This is a genomic window from Alcaligenes faecalis, assembly GCF_005311025.1.
Lineage (GTDB): Bacteria > Pseudomonadota > Gammaproteobacteria > Burkholderiales > Burkholderiaceae_B > Alcaligenes > Alcaligenes phenolicus.
This window is the reverse complement of sequence record NZ_CP031747.1, coordinates 3,864,954-3,882,012: the sequence shown is the minus strand read 5'-3', so window position 1 is coordinate 3,882,012 and position 17,059 is coordinate 3,864,954. Positions and strand designations below refer to the sequence as shown.

Here is a 17,059-nt window from a genome sequence, read left to right as displayed (position 1 = left end):
GATGCTGCCTTTAAGTCAGTGTTACAGGGGTCTGCAAGACACGTGCTTTCCACAAACACTCCAACCATTCCTGGTCCGGGTCCGAGTCCAGCACAATGCCACCGCCCACGCCAAATGTTCCTTGACCATGATTGTTCAGCTCCAGACTGCGGATGCTGACATTCAGGGACAAGTCGCCCTGGGGGCTGAGATACCCCACCGAGCCGCAGTAAATACCGCGTCGCTGCGTTTCCAGTTGGCGTATGCATTGCATGGCGGCCAGCTTGGGGGCGCCGGTAATCGAACCACAGGGAAACAGGGCGCGTAGCAGGGTCTGCAGGCTCCAGTCCGGGTCTACCTCGGCCTGGATGCTGGAAGTCATGGTCCAGACGGAAGCGTATTGCTCTACATCGAACAGACTGGTGGTTTGCACGGTGCCGGTGCGGGCCACCTGGCCCAGATCGTTGCGTAGCAAATCCACAATCATCAGGTTTTCGGCCCGGTCTTTCAGGCTGCTTTGCAGCTCCTGGGCGTTTTTCTGATCTTGAACAGGGTCGGTATCGCGCGGGCGGGTGCCTTTCATGGGGCGGGTCCGCACAGTGTTGCCACGTTTTTCCAGAAACAGCTCGGGTGACAGCGACAGGATATGACGATCACCCAGATCCAGATAAGCACCGTAGGCTACAGGGTGGCGGCTGGCCAGTGCGGTATAGAGATCACGCGGTGCCATGCCGGATTGAATGCACAGGGGCATGGTGTAGTTGATCTGGTAGAAATCTCCGGCCTGCAAACCTTGCTGAACCTGGGCCAGCGCATCCCGATAGTCTTTCTGACTGATTTGAAGGCTGACCTTCAATTCGGGCTTTGCCTGACTATCCCATAAAGCCACTTCCTGAGCCTGCTCAAACACCAGCGCATTCAGGGGCGCATGGGGCGCTGCATCACGCGCAGACAGACGGGGTTCGAACAGCTCGGCCAGTTCGTAGTCCAGTGCCAGGGCCACCCAGTGGCCGGCTTGGCGAGCCTGTTCGATTTTTTCAAAAGCAGTACTTAAGTCTTCCGGGCTACGAGCCTGGATATGGCCCAGGTAGCCCTGCATTTCCAGCGCATAGCCTTTTAGTCTGTCTTCAAATCGGCCATACATGCGCCGTGTTCCTTTAAAAATTCCGCCAGGGCCATGCCGGTATGCGAGGCATGGTTGGCTTGTACTTGATCCGGCGTGCCTTGCACCACCAGCCTGCCGCCGCCCGAGCCGCCTTCGGGGCCCAGATCGACAATCCAGTCTGCTTCGGCAATCAAATCCAGATTATGTTCAATCACCAGCACAGTATGGCCGGCATCGACCAGTCGGTGCAGCACCACAATCAGCTTTTCCACATCCGCCATGGATAGGCCTACGCTGGGTTCGTCCAGCACGTACAAGGTGTGCGGAGCCTTGTAGGCGCGGCCTGTGCGAGTCAGACCTTCGTCCAGACGAGCCTTGACCAGTTCGCTGACCAGCTTGACGCGCTGCGCCTCGCCACCGGACAGGGTGGGGGAGGGTTGGCCCAGGGTCAGATAACCCAGGCCTACGCTTTGCATCAGCTGCAGGGGGCGCAATATTTTAGGATGTGCGGCAAAGTATTCAACCGCCTCATCCACATCCATTTGCAAAAGCTGACCGGCGGAGACGTCGCGCCAGGTCACCGCCAGTGTTTCGGGGTTGAAGCGCTGGCCGTGGCAGGCGTCACAAGGCACCTTCACGTCCGGCAGGAAGCTCATTTCCAGGGTGCGCATGCCTTGGCCTTCGCACAAGGGGCAACGGCCATCGCCGGTATTAAAGGAGAAGCGTGAGGCGCTCCAGCCGCGCAGACGGGCATCGCTGGTGTTGGCAAACAGTTTGCGCACCTCGTCCCAGAAGCCGATATAGGTGGCGGGGCAGGAGCGGGGTGTCTTGCCAATGGGGGTCTGGTCCACTTCCAGCACGCGGTCCAGGCTTTCCCAGCCGCTGATGCTGGAACAACCCTGCCACACCGGTTTTTCTTTGCTGCCGACCACGCGCTGCAAATTATCCAGCAGCACATCGCGGGCAAAGGTGGATTTGCCGGAGCCTGACACGCCCGTCACCAGACTGAGCTTGCCCAGCGGAATACCGGCCTGGACCTTGTTCAGGTTATGCAGGCTGGCATCGTGCACCGTCAGCATGGGTGCATCGGCCTGGACGGGACGGCGTGCCTGCATGGGGTGCTTGAGCGGCTCGCGCAGATAGCGGCCAGTCAGCGAATTGGGGTTGGCCTCGATTTCTGCCAGTGTGCCCTGCGCGATGACTTCACCGCCGCGTTTGCCCGCACCGGGGCCCATATCAATAATGTGCTGGGCACGGCGTATGGTGTCTTCATCGTGCTCGACAACCACCAGCGTATTGCCGTTGCCTTCCAGACGCGCCATGGCGTTCAGCAGAATCTGGTTGTCGCGCGGGTGCAGACCGATCGTGGGTTCATCCAGCACATAGCACACGCCCTGCAGGTTTGAGCCTAACTGGGCCGCCAGACGGATACGCTGGGCTTCCCCACCCGACAAGGTGGGGGCGGCACGATCCAGCGCCAGATATCCCAGGCCCACTTCGTGCATGAAGTCCAGACGGCTGCGGATTTCGTTCAGAATGTCGCGCGCAATATCGGCCTCGCGGCCACTCATGTTCAGGCTGCCAAAAAAGGTCTGCGCTTCATCCACGGGCAAACCGGCCAGCTTGGCAATGGATTGGTCGCGCCATTCAAAAGCCAGAGAGACCGGGTTCAAGCGTTGGCCGTGACAGCTTGGGCATTCCACAGCTTCGCCTTCGTAGCCGTTATTCCAGCTGTTTTCTTCGCCCGTTTGTTCCTGGTCGAAGCCGGTCAGCTTCAAGCCCGTACCAAAGCAGTCCTTGCACCAGCCGTGCTTGGAGTTGTAGGAGAACATGCGCGGGTCCGGCTCGGGGAAGCTGGTGCCGCAGCAAGGGCAAGCCCGCTTGACGGAGAAGTGTTGCTGGCTGGCCGTGGACAGCGGTTGACCTTGTCGGCGTTGCTCCAGCGACATGGAACCCGATGGCGTCAGGGGAGCCAGCACACTGAAGGAGCCGTGACCCAGCTCCAGCGCCTCGCGTATGGCTTGGCGCAGTTGCAGTTCGTGGCGAGGGTCAATAATCAGGTCGGCCACCGGCAGTTCCAGCGTGTGTTCGCTGTAACGGTCCAGGCGCGGCCAAGGGTTGACGGGGATGAACTCGCCATCCACGCGCAAATGGGTATAGCCCTTGCCCTGCGCCCATTTGGCCAGGTCGGTGTAGTAGCCCTTGCGAGCGGTGACCAGGGGAGCCAGCAAACCAATATGTTCACCCTTGTGATCACGCAGCAATTGCGCGGCGATTTGCTCGGCCGTTTGCGGGGCCACAGGCACATGGCAGTCCGGGCAGTATTGGGTGGCCAGCTTCACATACAGCAAGCGCAGGAAATGGTGGATTTCCGTCATGGTGGCCACGGTGGATTTGCGACCCCCACGGCTGGTGCGCTGCTCAATGGCAACGGTAGGTGGAATACCGTAGATTGCGTCCACATCGGGCTGACCGGCGGGCTGCACAATCGCGCGGGCGTAGGCGTTCAGGGATTCCAGGTAACGGCGTTGACCTTCGTTAAACAGAATGTCGAAGGCCAGGGTGGATTTGCCCGAACCGGAGACACCCGTCACGACGGTGAAGGTGTTGTGCGGAATGTGCACCGAGATGTTCTTCAGGTTGTGTTCGCGTGCATTCAGGATGGCGATCTGGCCATCGTTGCTGCCGCCCGAGCTGGCCTTGTAATCTACCTCGGGTTCCTGGAACAGAGCCGAGCCTTTACCCAGAATGGCTTGTTCGTATTCTTTCAGGGCATGGCCGGTGTGCGATTGCTCCAGCGCCATGATGTCGCCAGGCGTACCCGTGCCCAGCAATTGGCCGCCATGTTCGCCGCCTTCGGGGCCCAGATCAATAATCCAGTCCGCCGCGCGGATCAGGTCCAGATTGTGCTCAATAATCAGCAGGCTGTGACCAGCGGCCAGCAGCTTGCGGAAGGCGCGCATCAGGCGGGCAATATCGTCAAAGTGCAGGCCGGTGGTGGGCTCGTCGAACAGGAACAGATTGCCTTTCTTGGCGACCTTCACCTGGCTTAGACGGGTGCGCGAAGCCTGGGCCAGATAAGCCGCCAGTTTCAAGCGTTGTGCCTCACCGCCCGAGAGCGTAGGCACAGGTTGGCCCAGTTTCAGGTAATCCAGGCCCACATCGGCCAGGGGTGCCAGGCCGGTTTGCACATCGCGCAGGCCTTCAAAGAACTCCATGGCCTGATGCACGGTCATGTCCAGCACCTCGTCAATCGAGGCGCTGCGACCAAAGTGTTCGATACGCACTTCCAGCACTTCGGGGCGGAAGCGCTTGCCATCGCAATCCGGGCAGCGCAGGTACACGTCCGACAGGAACTGCATTTCGATATGCTCAAAGCCCGTACCGCCGCAAGTCGGGCAGCGGCCATCGCCACTATTGAAGCTGAAGGTGCCGGGCGTGTAACTGCGTTCTTTGGATAGCGGGGCCTGGGCAAACAGCTTGCGGATAGGGTCAAAGGCACCGACATAACTGGCCGGGTTGGAGCGGGCCGTTTTGCCGATAGGCGTCTGGTCCACCATCACTACTTCGGCAATTTGCTCGGCGCCCAGCAAGGCACCGTAAGGGCCAGGGGCTTCCGTCGGCTTGCCTTGCTGTTTCAGGATGGCTGGGTAGAGCACGTCCTGGATCAGCGTGGATTTGCCCGAGCCGGAAACACCGGTCACGCAGACCAGACGGCCCAGCGGAATGGACACGGAGATATGACGCAGATTGTGTGCGCTTACGTCTTCCAGCAGCAGGCGAGGGGTGTTATCGGCCACAGGCATAGGGCGGGGTGATTCGATGCTCAGCTCGCCACTCAGGTAGCGGCCTGTCAGCGTTTCTGCACCGCGCAAGGCTTGGGGTGAACCATCAAACAGAATCTGACCGCCACGCTCGCCAGGGCCGGGGCCCATGTCCAGAATACGGTCGGCGGCCACCATCACTTGCGGGTCGTGCTCGACCACCACCAGGGTGTTGCCATTGCCGCGCAGACGATGCATTACTTCAATAATGCGGTGCATATCGCGTGGGTGCAGGCCAATCGAGGGCTCGTCCAGCACGAACAGGGTGTTTACCAGCGAGGTACCCAGTGCCGTGGTCAGGTTGATACGCTGCACTTCACCGCCAGACAGGGTGCGGCTTTGGCGGTCCAGCGACAAATAGGACAGGCCCACATCGCACAGATAATCCAGGCGGGACAGGGTTTCTTTCAAGAGCAGATCAATGGCCGCATCGCGTGCATCGCCAAAGTGCAGGCCACGGAAAAATGTGCGTACGTGCTCGATAGGCAAACGCATCAGGTCCGGGACGCTCAGGCCGGGCATGGCATCCAGTTGCTCGCGCAGCCAGTTTGAATGCACGGGCATGAAACGTGGGTAGCGGGAATCGGCGGGGGCCGCCTGATCGCCTGCACGCCACAAGCTGGCTTCGGGTTTCAGACGCGAGCCGGCGCAGGCCGGGCAGGTGTTGTAGCTGCGGTATTTGGACAGCAGCACACGCACGTGCATCTTGTAGGCGCGCGACTCCAGCCAGTCGAAAAAGCGTTGCGCGCCGTACCACTGGGTTTTCCAGGCCTGATTGCCGCCTTTCCAGTCCGGGGTGCCGTTAATCACCCAGTCGCGCTCTTCCTGGCTCAAGTCTTTCCAGGGCACGCTCAGGCGTACACCGGCTGCCGGAGCGTAGCGCTCCATCTCGACCTGACATTCTTTGTAGCTGGCTGTCTGCCAAGGGCGGATCGCACCTTCCAGCAGGCTTTTGCTGGGATCGGGAACGACCAGGCCGTAATCAATACCCATCACGCGGCCAAAGCCACGGCAGGATTCACACGCGCCCAGGGGCGAGTTGAAGGAGAAGGTGCTGGCTACGGGGGGGCTGTATTCAATATCGCACTGGGCACAGTGCAGACCCTGGCTGAAACGCCAGGCGGTTTCCGGGCCATCGGCACTGGCCGAGGCATACACCGTCAACTTGCCTTGTCCGTGGCGCAAGGCCGCTTCGATCGCTTCCATGAAACGTTCCGGCTCTACCGTGCTGGCACGGAAGCGGTCCTGAATCACATAGAGAAGCTTTTGCTCCGTGGGGGCGGCTTTGCTGCTTTTACCCTTTTTCGTGCTGCTGCTGGCCGTGACGGTCTGTGTTTCCTCGTGGTGCAGGCGGGTGTAGCCCTGCTGATGCAGCAAGGTTTCAATTTCTTGCTGCGTGAAGTTGGCCGGAACCTTGACGGCAAAGGTCAGAACCAGGCGTGGGTCATCGTGGTCCTCTGCCAGCTTGCGAATCTGCTTGGCGATGCTGTCGGCATTGTCGCGGCGCACAGGCTGGGCGCACTGGCGGCAATACAACTCGCCCAAGCGGGCGTACAGCAGCTTGATGTAATCGTTCAGCTCCGTCATGGTGCCCACGGTGCTGCGCGAGTTGCGTACCGGGTTCACCTGGTCAATGGCAATGGCGGGCAGAATGCCTTCAATGCGATCGACCTGGGGCTTGTCCATGCGGTCCAGGAACTGGCGCGCATAAGGGGAGAAGGTTTCTACATAGCGTCGTTGGCCTTCTGCATACAGAGTGTCAAAGGCCAGCGAACTTTTGCCTGAACCTGAAACGCCGGTAATAACCAGTAACTCGCCCGTTTTGATACGTACATTCAGGTTTTTCAGAGTGTTCTGGCGGGCGCCAAAAATGCGAATTTCTGAGCTCATGGCAAGGTCGGCTTTCTGGAGAGGGCAGAGTAGGGAAGCGGCAGCGAAAAGGCCTGTCAAACAGGCCCCATGCGCCAGTGAGAGCGGTACACGCCAGCAAGGTGTTGCCAGGGATGCACACTCTAGCCTTTGTATCTTAACGCGGATTACGGTAGAATTTCTGGTTAGCTATTGCGCTTTTGTCGGGATCATCCGGCAGGGCTTACATTAAGATCGGAGATCACCATGGCGGAAATCAAACGCACTCGCCGCAACACGCTGGAGCGTCGTTGCCTGGGTAAAGCATTCAAACGTCTGTTTGTGCGCGCACCCAAGGGCGTTTTCAAAATGCTGGAAAAGGTCAAGCGCGTCTAAGTGCCTGGCTTGAGCGGTGTACAAGCAGAAACCTGATTTTTCAGCTTGAAATCACACCCAGCAGCAAAAAAACCACAGGCTTGCCTGTGGTTTTTTTGTGCGCGTTTGATTTTGCTTCGGGTTTGTCTGGAGCCCTGCAGATAGTGCGCTGCACAGCGCCGTGCTTGCTTTATGATGATGTCATTCTGATGCAGATGTAAGTAGCTGCCCGTAACAATAATCAAAACAGTGGTTTATGGGGACACCCGCGTATGGAATGGCGCCATTTGTTCACCGTCCTGACACCTAGCTATAACCGCGCTCACACCTTGGAGCGCGTTTATCGTTCCTTGTGCGAGCAAACCTGTCAGGACTTTGAATGGGTGGTCATTGACGATGGTTCCACAGATGGGACATGGGAACTGGTGCAAGGCTGGCAACAGCAAGCCTCCTTTCCGATTCATTATGCCTGGCAGGAAAATCGTCACAAGAAGGCGGCGTTCAATCACGGCGTGGCTCTGGCCCAGGGTGAACTGGTCGTTGCTTTGGACAGTGATGACACCCTGCTGGTGAATGCGCTCTACGATATGGCGCAGATCTGGGCCGACATCCCTGTATCAGAGCGGGCAGCTTATGCAGGCATTACGGGTCTGTGTGTGCGACCGGATGGCAAGGTCGTCGGGGATATGTTTCCCCAGGATATTTTTGATGCCAGCTCTTTGGACATGAGTTTTCGCTACCACGTGCGGGGCGAGAAGTTCGGCTGTTTGAGTACCGCCGTACTGCGCAAGTTTCCCTTTCCCGATCAGATCGACGGCTTTGTGCCTGAAAGCCTGGTGTGGCGGGCGATTGCCCGTGCGGGCTACAAGAACCGATTTGTGAACACCGTATTCCGTGTCTACCACGACAGCCCGGACTCCTTGTCGGTGCAAGGCAAAACCAGCCAGCAACATGCACTGGGCTTGTGGTTGCTGGCGCAGGATACGGTGGTGAAGTGTCTGCCCTGGTTCCGCTACGAACCCAAGGCGTTCTTGATGGCTGCCGCGCGTTACACCCGCTTTGGGCTGCACCTGCGTGCCAGTGGGCGCAAGCCACCAGCAGGTTATGGCTTGAAAGGCCTGGCCTCTTATCTGCTGGTGGGTTTGATGTGGCCGGTGGGTGTCGCTTTATATCTGCGGGACAAGCGACGGGCCTGAACGCGATTAGTGCAGGGTGTGGCCGTGCGCGCCCGGTTCCGGGCTGTCATCATCGTCGTCCTCGTCGTCTTCATCCGTCTCATCCTCGACGGCGAAGGCATCTTCGCTCAGGGCGAAGGGCAGCAATTCTTCCAGGGTCTCGGTCCAGGCGACTTCCTCGCCTTCTTCGTCCACTTTGATAAAGCGCACAGGCTCGGCATCACTTAACTGGATGGCCCACAGGTAACGGCAGGCGTAGACCGCCGTGTCCTTGGGGTCCAAGCCGCCGCGGTTGCCCACGATGCGGGCCTGTTCGCCGCCTACCTGCACAATCGTGAATTCGCTTTCGTCTTCATTCTTGTCCAGGGGCATGGCAAAGATGACCCATTCAAAGCCGGTTTCTTCCGCTCCCACGATCTCGGCCAGGACGGCACGACCCAGGTAGGCACTCAGCGCATCGGCGGTGCGGCCCAGGGTTTCGATCTCTTCGGTGGTAAATACAAGTTCAGGGGCGTCAGGTGTGGGCATGGCGTTTTTGGATTGTCAGCAAAAGTGAGTATATTACCTGAGACAGGCCTGCACTCAGGCCGGGTGTTTTGTTCTGAACCTGACAGAAGCGCACCTTTCGGGCGCCAAACGCCTACAATCCCAGTTTTCCGAACACGACCTGTTTTTCCTTTTTAGGTTTATATGGCTCAATACGTTTATTCGATGAACCGCGTGGGCAAGATTGTGCCGCCCAAGCGGCAGATTCTGCGCAATATCTCCTTGTCTTTTTTTCCAGGTGCCAAGATTGGTGTGCTGGGCCTGAACGGCTCGGGTAAATCCACCTTGCTCAAGATCATGGCCGGGGTAGATACCGAGATCGAGGGCGAAGCCGTCCCCATGGCGGGGATCAAGATCGGTTACCTGCCACAAGAACCTCAGCTGAACCCCGAACACAGCGTGCGCGAAGCCGTGCAGGCCGGTTTGGGTCAGGTGTTCGAGGCGCGTCAGCGTCTGGAACAGGTCTACGCCGAATACGCCGAGCCCGACGCAGATTTTGACGCTCTGGCCGCCGAACAGGCCGAACTGGAATCCATTATTGCCGCCGCCGCGACCAGTGGTGCGGACGACATCGAAACCCAAATGGAAATCGCGGCCGATGCGCTGCGTCTGCCACCTTGGGATGCCTCCATTGCAAACCTGTCCGGTGGTGAAAAGCGCCGCGTGGCCCTGTGCCAGTTGCTGCTGTCCAAGCCTGATATGTTGCTGCTGGATGAGCCCACCAACCACCTGGACGCGGAAAGTGTTGATTGGCTGGAAGTGTTCCTGCGCCAGTTCCCCGGCACTGTAGTAGCAGTCACTCACGACCGTTACTTTCTGGACAACGCCGCCGAGTGGATTCTGGAACTGGACCGTGGCCACGGTATTCCCTGGAAGGGCAACTACAGCTCCTGGCTGGAGCAGAAAGACGACCGTCTGAAGCAGGAAGAGGCGTCGGAAAGTGCTCGTCAGCGCACCATCAAGAAAGAGCTGGAGTGGGTGCGCCAGAACCCCAAGGGACGTCAGGCCAAAGCCAAGGCCCGTCTGGCCCGTTTCGAGGAACTGTCCTCGCACGAATACCAGAAGCGCAACGAGACCCAGGAAATCTTCATTCCTGTGGCCGAACGTCTGGGTAATGAAGTTATTGAATTTGAAAACGTCAGCAAGGGCTATGGCGATCGTCTGCTGATCGACAACTTGAGCTTCAAGGTGCCAGCTGGTGCCATCGTCGGGATTATTGGTCCTAACGGTGCCGGTAAGTCCACCTTGTTCCGCATGCTGGCCGGTAAAGAGCAGCCTGATTCCGGTACGGTCAAACTGGGCCAAACCGTCAAGCTGGCTTATGTGGACCAGTCGCGCGATGCCCTGGCTAATGAAAAGACCGTCTTTGACGCGATTGCCGATGGCGCAGACCTGCTGACCGTGGGCCGCTTTGAAATGCCATCGCGTGCGTACCTGGGCCGCTTCAACTTCAAGGGCGCGGATCAGAACAAGATCGTGGGCAATCTGTCTGGCGGGGAGCGTGGTCGTCTGCACCTGGCCAAGACCCTGATCGCCGGCGGCAACGTCTTGCTGCTGGACGAACCATCCAACGACCTGGACGTGGAAACCCTGCGTGCCCTGGAAGATGCCCTGCTGGAGTTTGCCGGCTCAGTCATGGTGATCAGTCACGATCGCTGGTTCCTGGACCGTATCGCCACCCACATACTGGCTTTTGAGGGTGATTCGCAGGTCGTATTCTTTGATGGCAACTATCAGGAATACGAAGCAGACAAGAAGAAACGTCTGGGCGAAGATGCTGCCAAACCTCGTCGTATCCGCTACAAGTCCCTGAAATAAGGAAAGTGCCATGCCTGTGCTCAATGCTCACCAGTCTTTCGTCCTGATTGTGGATATGCAAACGGGGCTCCTGCCCGCCATTGCAGACCACCAAGCCTTGGTCGAACGGGCCGGGAAGCTGGCACAGGCGGCGCGTCTTTTAGGGGTGCCGGTGCTGGCAACCGAGCATTGGGCCGAGAAAATCGGCCCAACCGATGCTTCTTTGTTGCCACATATTGATAAAGTGCTGCATAAAACCCACTTCGATGCCACGCGCGAAGCCGATTTTTTGCCTGCCTTGCCGGTAGGGCGCACACGAGTCTTGTTACTGGGTACAGAGTCTCACGTGTGTGTGTTACAAACTGGCCTGGGTTTGATGGAGCGCGGTTATGAACCTGTGCTGGTCGGGGACTGCGTAGGCTCACGCCATCCCGAGTCCCGACAAGCCGCCTGGGATCGCTGGGCGATGCATGGATTGGAGCGCGTTAGCGCCGAAATGGCCATGTTTGAATGGCTGGAAACGCCGGCTAACCCTGTATTCAAGCAGGTTCTGGCTTTGATCAAATAAACTGAACAAAAGCTGAATTACATCTGTTGCGTTGCCTAACAATAGGGTCTGGACTAATTGGCTCCGTAGGGTGAAGATAGACTTTAATGCCGTGTTAAGCACGGATACTTCACGGAGGTTTACGGATGAAAATGACGACTATCACTAAAGTGGGTATGGCCACGGTTCTGGCCGTCGTGATGGCGGGCTGCTCTTCCTGGGATGGTATGAGCAAACGTCAAAAGGGTGCCGTAACCGGCGCGGGTCTGGGTGGTGTTGCCGGTGCAGTGATTACTGACGGCGGCATTCTGGGTACGGTCGGTGGCGCAGCGATTGGTGGCGTGATCGGCGATCAGATCGGCAAGAACCGCTAAATTCAAATTCTCTGATTGAGCTGAAACGCTCATCGGATTAAAAGCCTCTTAGCCTGGGAGATCCCTCCCGGCTTTGAGGCTTTTTTCTTGCTTAGGGCAGTAAGCAGGCTTGCGGTGATGTCTTACGGGTGGTGCCGCTCGTCCATCATGGAGCGATACCATTCGTGAAAGTGCTTCATGCCGTCTTCCAGCGGTGACTGGTAGGGGCCTACCTCGCAGACCCCACGCTCCATCAAGGCGCGGCGGCCGGCATCCATACGTTCGGCAATCTCATCATCTTCTATGGCCGTTTCCATATAGGCGGCGCGTTGTGCTTGCACAAAGTCACGCTCGAAGGCCACGATGTCTTCCGGGTAGTAGAACTCCACCACATTCATGGTTTCCTGCGGCCCCTTGGGGTACAGCGTAGAGAGCACCAGCACATGCGGATAGATCTCGATCATGTGGGTGGGGAAGTAGGTTACCCAGACGGCACCGAAATCCGGTGCTTCGCCCTGGCGGTAGGCCAGCAGATTGTCATGCCATTGGCGATAGGTAGGTGAGCCTGGATTGGCCAGGGCCTGATGCACGCCGACTCGTTGCAGGCTATACCAGTCGCTGAACTCCCACTCCAGGTCATCACAGGTCACGAACTGACCCAGACCGGGGTGGAAGGGGGCGACGTGATAGTCCTCCAGATAGACCTCGATAAAGGTCTTCCAGTTGTAGTTGCACTGGTGGATTTCGACGTGATCCAGCACATAGTCCTGAAAGTCGAATTCAGGGCGGCTGAACAAGGCGGCCATATCCTGGGCTGGATCGCGCGGGCCTTCAAACAGCAGGCCATGGCAATCGCGCAAGGGGTAGCGTTCCAGGTTCAGACAGGGCTTGTCCTTGAAACGGGGAGCCGCCAGCAAGTCGCCTTGCGCGTTATAAGTCCAGTTGTGCAGGGGGCAGACAATATTGCCGCCTGTGCTGCTCAGGGAGCCGTGGTTGGCCTGATTGGGCTGGCCGGGCATGCCACCAAGCATCAGGGCCTGACGATGCCTGCAGACGTTCGAGAGCAGTTCTACGCCGTGTTGGCTGCGTATCAGAGTACGGGCAGCGTTTTCCTGGATCAAGGTGCGCCAGTCGCCGGGTTCGGGAACAAGTTTTTCATTGCCGACGTACAAGGCCGACTGCTGAAAAATACGCTCTTGTTCGCGCTCGAACAGAGCGTGGTCGAAATAGGCGCTAACAGGAAGCTGGGGGTGAGCGGGCACAAGACGTGCCATCTGACCGAGCTCGGTCATGATTCCCTCCGCATGGGTCAATAAGCCAGGCCTCAGGGGACATCGATGGCACTACTTGCCATCTCTGGCGCGAAGAAAAATCGGAACGGGCCGATTACCAAGGGAAAATTGTACCTGATCTATTAGCCGCCTAGCCGCATTGCGCTGCTCGTTGCAGGTGTTTTGCGGCTCGCTTTTGGTATAGGGAGCAGCCATGAAAATGGCCATCCGCAAGGGATGGCCATTTCAAGCAGCAAAGTTTTTCTGTCAGCGACGCTTTACTTGTTTTCCAGCGTGCTGGCATCAATTTGCGGCATTTCGATTTTGACTTCCAGCACTTCCAGCGAGTCCTGGCGATCAAGGTTCACCTTGATGTCATCGGGATTAATCTTCACGTAGCGCGAGATCACTTCGACCAGCTCTTTTTGCAAGCGGGGCAAGTAGTCCGGGGCAACACCCCCTTGGCCACGTTCGTTAATAAGGATCAGTTGCAGACGGTCCTTGGCAACTGTTGCCGACGTTTTCTTGTGACCGAGCAGGAAGGACAGGAAAGACATATTACTTTCCTCCGAACAGGCGCTTGAACAGACCTGGCTTTTCGTAATCCACAAAACGCAATGGTTTTTCGCCACCCAGGTAACGATCTACGATGTCCTGATAGGCCTGGGACACATCACTTTCCTTGATATGGATAACGGGTACTCCTTGGTTGGATGCTTGCAGCACGGTTTCCGACTCGGGGGTGACACCAATCAGCTTGATGCGCAAGATATCTTCAACGTCTTGCAAGGACAGCATCTCGCCGTCCGACACGCGTTTGGGGCTATAACGGGTCAACAACAAATATTCTTTGATGGGCTCTTTGCCCTGTTCACCACGTCGCGATTTGGCGGCCAGAATGCCCAGGATGCGGTCCGAGTCACGAACCGAGGACACTTCGGGGTTGGTCACAACCAGCGCATCATCTGCGAAGTAGGAGGCCATCAAGGCGCCGGTTTCGATACCTGCGGGCGAGTCGCACACAATGTATTCAAAACCCATGCCCTTGAGCTCTTCCAGTACTTTTTCCACACCTTCGCGGGTCAGCGCGTCTTTGTCACGCGTCTGGGAAGCGGGCAGGATGAATAGATTTTCCAGCTGCTTGTCACGGATCAGGGCCTGGTTCAATGTGGCTTCGCCCTGGATCACGTTGACGAAGTCATACACCACGCGTCGCTCGCAACCCATGATCAAGTCCAGGTTGCGCAAGCCGACGTCAAAGTCGATGACCACGGTCTTGTGACCGCGCATCGCAAGACCAGATGCAAAACTGGCACTGGTGGTGGTTTTGCCCACGCCACCCTTGCCGGAGGTCACTACAACTATACGCGCCATGACAATCGGATTCCTTTGTTTTTCAAGTCACATAATCGTAAAGCATAACGGGCCTAATTTTGACATCCGTTCTGCCACTTAGCCTACTGCTTAGAAACAAAACATATCAATTGCTTTGTTCCGTGTCAGCTTACACGGTTGCGCTTGCACTTGCTTGCTCTCATGCGGGCTCTCAGTGCAAGCCTCTATAAAAAGCGCCGGCAAAAGCCGGCGCCTTGTACTGCTAGGAGCTCAGAGGATCAAATCTGAGCGTATCTTCTTCCAGCGTGACGACAACGGGCTTGTTGCGTAGCTGTGCATCCAGTCGCGTTTCAATAATGCGATACACACCGGCAATGGCAATCAGTTCCGGGTCCAGCTCGGTGGTGAAGATGCGTGCTTTTGCATCGCCACGGGCACCAGCCATGGCCTTGCCGCGCAGTGGTCCGTAGACGTGGATATTGCCATCGGCTACCACTTCTGCACCCTGACTGACCGCCCCGATCACGATCAGATCCGTGTGGCGCGCGTAGATGCGCTGGCCGGAACGCAGCTGACGGTTGATGATGAGCGCCGCCGGCGCAATAGCGGGCGGTGGCGGGGCGACCGCCGCGGGTGCTTCTTGCTGGGCGGCTTGCGACAACACGGGCACTTCCTTGTCCGGTGCGGCCTGGGTTTGGGGGCGGGCTGGCGGATTGGACAACTCCACATGCGGCAAGCCGCTGTCGATGGCGTTATCGGCATGGTCAGGGTGGGCAATGATACCCACCGGGTGCAGCTTGTGCTCACGCAAAGCGGCAACCAGGGTGGCCCAATCCACCGGCGCATCAATAGCGCTGGCATCAATGACGACGGGTTCGTCCTCAAAGAAGGAGCCAGCGTCTTTCATGCGTTGAGACAGAGCGGCTAACTGCTCGGCCGTGTCAGCCGAACGCAGCACCACCCGCACGGCGTACAGCGTGGCGCTTTTGAAATCCAGGGCCTGCGGCCCTTTGGCATGAGTCTGATCGTTCACGTCAATAGCCTTAGACCCAAGTGTCTTTCAGAGTCGTAGTACGGTTAAGAACGGGTTTTTCTGGCGTGGAGTCTACACGGTCCGCCACAAAGTAGCCCAGGCGTTCAAACTGCCAGCGGGCATCGGGCGTAGCCTTGGTGCCGGGTTCCAGCCACCCCTGAATCACGCGCAGCGAGTTCGGGTTGATGTGCTCCAGGAAGTCCTGGTCGGCTGCATCAGGCTGAGGGTGGGCAAAGAGACGGTCGTACAGACGAATCTCGGCGGCAATCGCGTGCTCGGCGCTGATCCAGGTGATATTGCCCTTGACCTTGACCGAGTCCGCGCCGGGCGTGCCGCTCTTGGTGTCGGGCAGGTATTCCGCCAAAACCTGGGTGACATTGCCTTGCTCGTCCTTGACGCAGCCGGTGCAACGCACGACATAGCCGTACTTCAGACGCACGGTATTGCCGGGGAACAGACGGAAGTACTTTTTAGGCGGCTCTTCCTTGAAGTCCTCGCGTTCAATGTACAGGCGCCCGGAGAAGGGGAACTCGCGTTGGCCGGCTTCCGGATTGTGCGGATTGCGCGGTGCGTGACACAGCTCGCTTTGGCCTTCCGGGTAATTGGTAATGATCAGTTCGATCGGGTCCAGAATGGCAACGCTACGGTCAGCCACCGGGTCCAGATCATCGCGCAGGGCTTGTTCCAGCAGGCTGTAGTCCACATGTTGGGCTGCCTTGGACACACCCAGGCGGTCGGTGAACAGGCGGATGGCACCGGCGCTGTAACCACGGCGGCGCAAACCGGCCAGGGTAGGCATGCGCGGATCGTCCCAGCCCGATACGTGATTTTCCTGAACCAGCTGGCGCAACTTGCGCTTGCTGGTGACCACGTAGGACAGGTTCAGACGCGAGAACTCGTACTGCTTGGGCAGCGGGTCGGACAACTGACCCAGTTCGACCAGGCGTTCCAGAATCCAGTTATAGAAGGGACGCTGGTCTTCAAATTCCAGGGTACACAGACTGTGGGTGATGCGCTCGAGCGCGTCTTCCACAGGGTGCGCCCAGCTGTACATGGGGTAGATACACCATTTGTCGCCTGTGCGATGGTGTTCGGCATGGCGGATACGGTACATGACCGGGTCGCGCATATTGATATTGGGCGAGCCCATATCGATCTTGGCGCGCAGGGCCATGCTGCCATCGGGGTGCTTGCCGTCGCGCATTTCGCGCAGCAGCTTGATGGACTCCTGGGCAGGGCGGTCGCGCCAGGGCGAGTTCACGCCTTTTTCAGTCAGGGTGCCACGGTTGGCACGCATTTCTTCGGCGCTTTGCTCGTCAACGTAGGCATGGCCCGCGTTCACCAGGGCTTCGGCGAACTGGTACATATAGTCGAAGTAGTCGCTGGCAAAGTACAGGTTCTCTTCTTTATTGAAGGTCCAGTCAAAGCCCAGCCATTTCACCATGTCGATAATGGCGTCCACGTACTCCTGTTCTTCTTTTTCAGGATTGGTGTCGTCAAAGCGCAGGTGGCAGGCACCTTGGTAGTCGCTGGCCAGTCCGAAGTTCAAACAGATACTTTTAGCGTGCCCAATGTGCAGATAGCCGTTGGGCTCGGGGGGAAAGCGCGTACGGATACGCGCGGCATCAACAGCCGCCCCTTCCTGGGTACTGGCCGGGCCTGGCTGACCGGCCCAGGATTTTTGTGCGTAACGGCCAGCGCTCAGATCCTGGTCGATGATCGTGCGCAGAAAATTAGATACGGGAGCGGGAGTGGTGTCAGAGGTCATACACGTTTGAAATAAAGAAGCCGACAGACTAATCGGCCATTTTGCCACGTTCTTGTTTTAGAGGGGTATTTACCCCATGAACGGGTTCTAAAAAATCAGGGAA

At 58.0% G+C, this 17,059-nt stretch carries 13 protein-coding genes; 5 read left to right on the top strand and 8 right to left on the bottom strand.

Translation table 11 applies throughout. The features are described from left to right. Nucleotides 1-10 precede the first annotated feature (10 nt). The gene (pabB, locus tag D0C27_RS17770) at nt 11-1,123 is read right to left on the bottom strand and encodes an aminodeoxychorismate synthase component I (RefSeq protein WP_137431406.1); all 1,113 of its coding nucleotides are present in this window, start codon (nt 1,121-1,123) and stop codon (nt 11-13) included. Further along, entirely contained in the window at nt 1,096-6,798 is a 5,703-nt protein-coding gene (gene uvrA / locus D0C27_RS17765; protein ID WP_137431405.1) for an excinuclease ABC subunit UvrA, read from the bottom strand. Before uvrA ends, pabB begins: the two co-directional genes overlap by 28 nt. A gap of 225 nt (nt 6,799-7,023) precedes the next feature. Here uvrA and D0C27_RS19635 point away from each other — a divergent pair, with 225 nt between their 5' ends. Together D0C27_RS19635 and D0C27_RS17760 are read left to right on the top strand one after the other, a co-directional pair. Next, nucleotides 7,024-7,152 carry a hypothetical protein gene (locus tag D0C27_RS19635; protein WP_003803595.1) on the top strand — a complete coding sequence of 43 codons (129 nt, stop codon included), beginning with the start codon at nt 7,024-7,026 and terminating at the stop codon, nt 7,150-7,152. A gap of 251 nt (nt 7,153-7,403) precedes the next feature. Then, complete coding sequence (locus D0C27_RS17760; RefSeq protein WP_137431404.1) at nt 7,404-8,327, top strand: glycosyltransferase family 2 protein; 924 nt, start codon at nt 7,404-7,406, stop codon at nt 8,325-8,327. 6 nt (nt 8,328-8,333) lie between these two features. Here D0C27_RS17760 and D0C27_RS17755 read toward each other — a convergent pair whose 3' ends face one another. Beyond that, a complete protein-coding gene (locus tag D0C27_RS17755; RefSeq protein ID WP_088451053.1) occupies nt 8,334-8,834 on the bottom strand; it encodes a hypothetical protein in 501 nt (166 codons plus the stop codon). Between the two features lie 162 nt (nt 8,835-8,996). On the opposite strand from D0C27_RS17755, the gene ettA reads away from it, so the two are divergent. The 3 genes from ettA to D0C27_RS17740 all read left to right on the top strand — a co-directional run bounded on the left by ettA (nt 8,997) and on the right by D0C27_RS17740 (nt 11,570). After that, entirely contained in the window at nt 8,997-10,670 is a 1,674-nt protein-coding gene (gene ettA, locus D0C27_RS17750) for an energy-dependent translational throttle protein EttA (protein WP_009455087.1), read from the top strand. A 10-nt stretch (nt 10,671-10,680) separates the two neighbouring features. After that, on the top strand, nt 10,681-11,217 hold the full coding sequence (locus D0C27_RS17745; RefSeq protein WP_009455085.1) for an isochorismatase family protein: 537 nt from the start codon (nt 10,681-10,683) through the stop codon (nt 11,215-11,217). Between the two features lie 125 nt (nt 11,218-11,342). Beyond that, on the top strand, nt 11,343-11,570 hold the full coding sequence (locus tag D0C27_RS17740) for a glycine zipper 2TM domain-containing protein (protein WP_035271107.1): 228 nt from the start codon (nt 11,343-11,345) through the stop codon (nt 11,568-11,570). Between the two features lie 122 nt (nt 11,571-11,692). Here D0C27_RS17740 and D0C27_RS17735 read toward each other — a convergent pair whose 3' ends face one another. From D0C27_RS17735 to D0C27_RS17715, 5 genes are all read right to left on the bottom strand, one after another. Continuing rightward, entirely contained in the window at nt 11,693-12,841 is a 1,149-nt protein-coding gene (locus tag D0C27_RS17735; RefSeq protein ID WP_009455081.1) for an aromatic ring-hydroxylating oxygenase subunit alpha, read from the bottom strand. A 257-nt stretch (nt 12,842-13,098) separates the two neighbouring features. Continuing rightward, nucleotides 13,099-13,377: a cell division topological specificity factor MinE gene (gene minE, locus D0C27_RS17730; protein WP_009455079.1), complete on the bottom strand. Its 279-nt coding sequence runs from the start codon at nt 13,375-13,377 to the stop codon at nt 13,099-13,101. Between the two features lies 1 nt (nt 13,378). After that, entirely contained in the window at nt 13,379-14,194 is an 816-nt protein-coding gene (gene minD, locus D0C27_RS17725) for a septum site-determining protein MinD (RefSeq protein ID WP_009455077.1), read from the bottom strand. A 223-nt stretch (nt 14,195-14,417) separates the two neighbouring features. After that, nucleotides 14,418-15,188 (bottom strand): septum site-determining protein MinC, encoded by a 771-nt coding sequence (gene minC / locus D0C27_RS17720; protein ID WP_026485162.1) that lies wholly within the window; start codon nt 15,186-15,188, stop codon nt 14,418-14,420. 10 nt (nt 15,189-15,198) lie between these two features. Further along, nucleotides 15,199-16,956 (bottom strand): glutamine--tRNA ligase/YqeY domain fusion protein, encoded by a 1,758-nt coding sequence (locus D0C27_RS17715; protein WP_035271102.1) that lies wholly within the window; start codon nt 16,954-16,956, stop codon nt 15,199-15,201. Between the last annotated feature and the right edge of the window lie 103 nt (nt 16,957-17,059).

Excerpts from the sequence above, each read along its gene's own strand:
- pabB (WP_137431406.1), bottom strand. The coding sequence starts at position 1,123 with ATGTATGGCCGATTTGAAGACAGACTAAAAGGCTATGCGCTGGAAATG.
- uvrA (WP_137431405.1), bottom strand. The coding sequence starts at position 6,798 with ATGAGCTCAGAAATTCGCATTTTTGGCGCCCGCCAGAACACTCTGAAA.
- D0C27_RS19635 (WP_003803595.1), top strand. The coding sequence starts at position 7,024 with ATGGCGGAAATCAAACGCACTCGCCGCAACACGCTGGAGCGTCGTTGC.
- D0C27_RS17760 (WP_137431404.1), top strand. The coding sequence starts at position 7,404 with ATGGAATGGCGCCATTTGTTCACCGTCCTGACACCTAGCTATAACCGC.
- D0C27_RS17755 (WP_088451053.1), bottom strand. The coding sequence starts at position 8,834 with ATGCCCACACCTGACGCCCCTGAACTTGTATTTACCACCGAAGAGATC.
- ettA (WP_009455087.1), top strand. The coding sequence starts at position 8,997 with ATGGCTCAATACGTTTATTCGATGAACCGCGTGGGCAAGATTGTGCCG.
- D0C27_RS17745 (WP_009455085.1), top strand. The coding sequence starts at position 10,681 with ATGCCTGTGCTCAATGCTCACCAGTCTTTCGTCCTGATTGTGGATATG.
- D0C27_RS17740 (WP_035271107.1), top strand. The coding sequence starts at position 11,343 with ATGAAAATGACGACTATCACTAAAGTGGGTATGGCCACGGTTCTGGCC.
- D0C27_RS17735 (WP_009455081.1), bottom strand. The coding sequence starts at position 12,841 with ATGACCGAGCTCGGTCAGATGGCACGTCTTGTGCCCGCTCACCCCCAG.
- minE (WP_009455079.1), bottom strand. The coding sequence starts at position 13,377 with ATGTCTTTCCTGTCCTTCCTGCTCGGTCACAAGAAAACGTCGGCAACA.
- minD (WP_009455077.1), bottom strand. The coding sequence starts at position 14,194 with ATGGCGCGTATAGTTGTAGTGACCTCCGGCAAGGGTGGCGTGGGCAAA.
- D0C27_RS17715 (WP_035271102.1), bottom strand. The coding sequence starts at position 16,956 with ATGACCTCTGACACCACTCCCGCTCCCGTATCTAATTTTCTGCGCACG.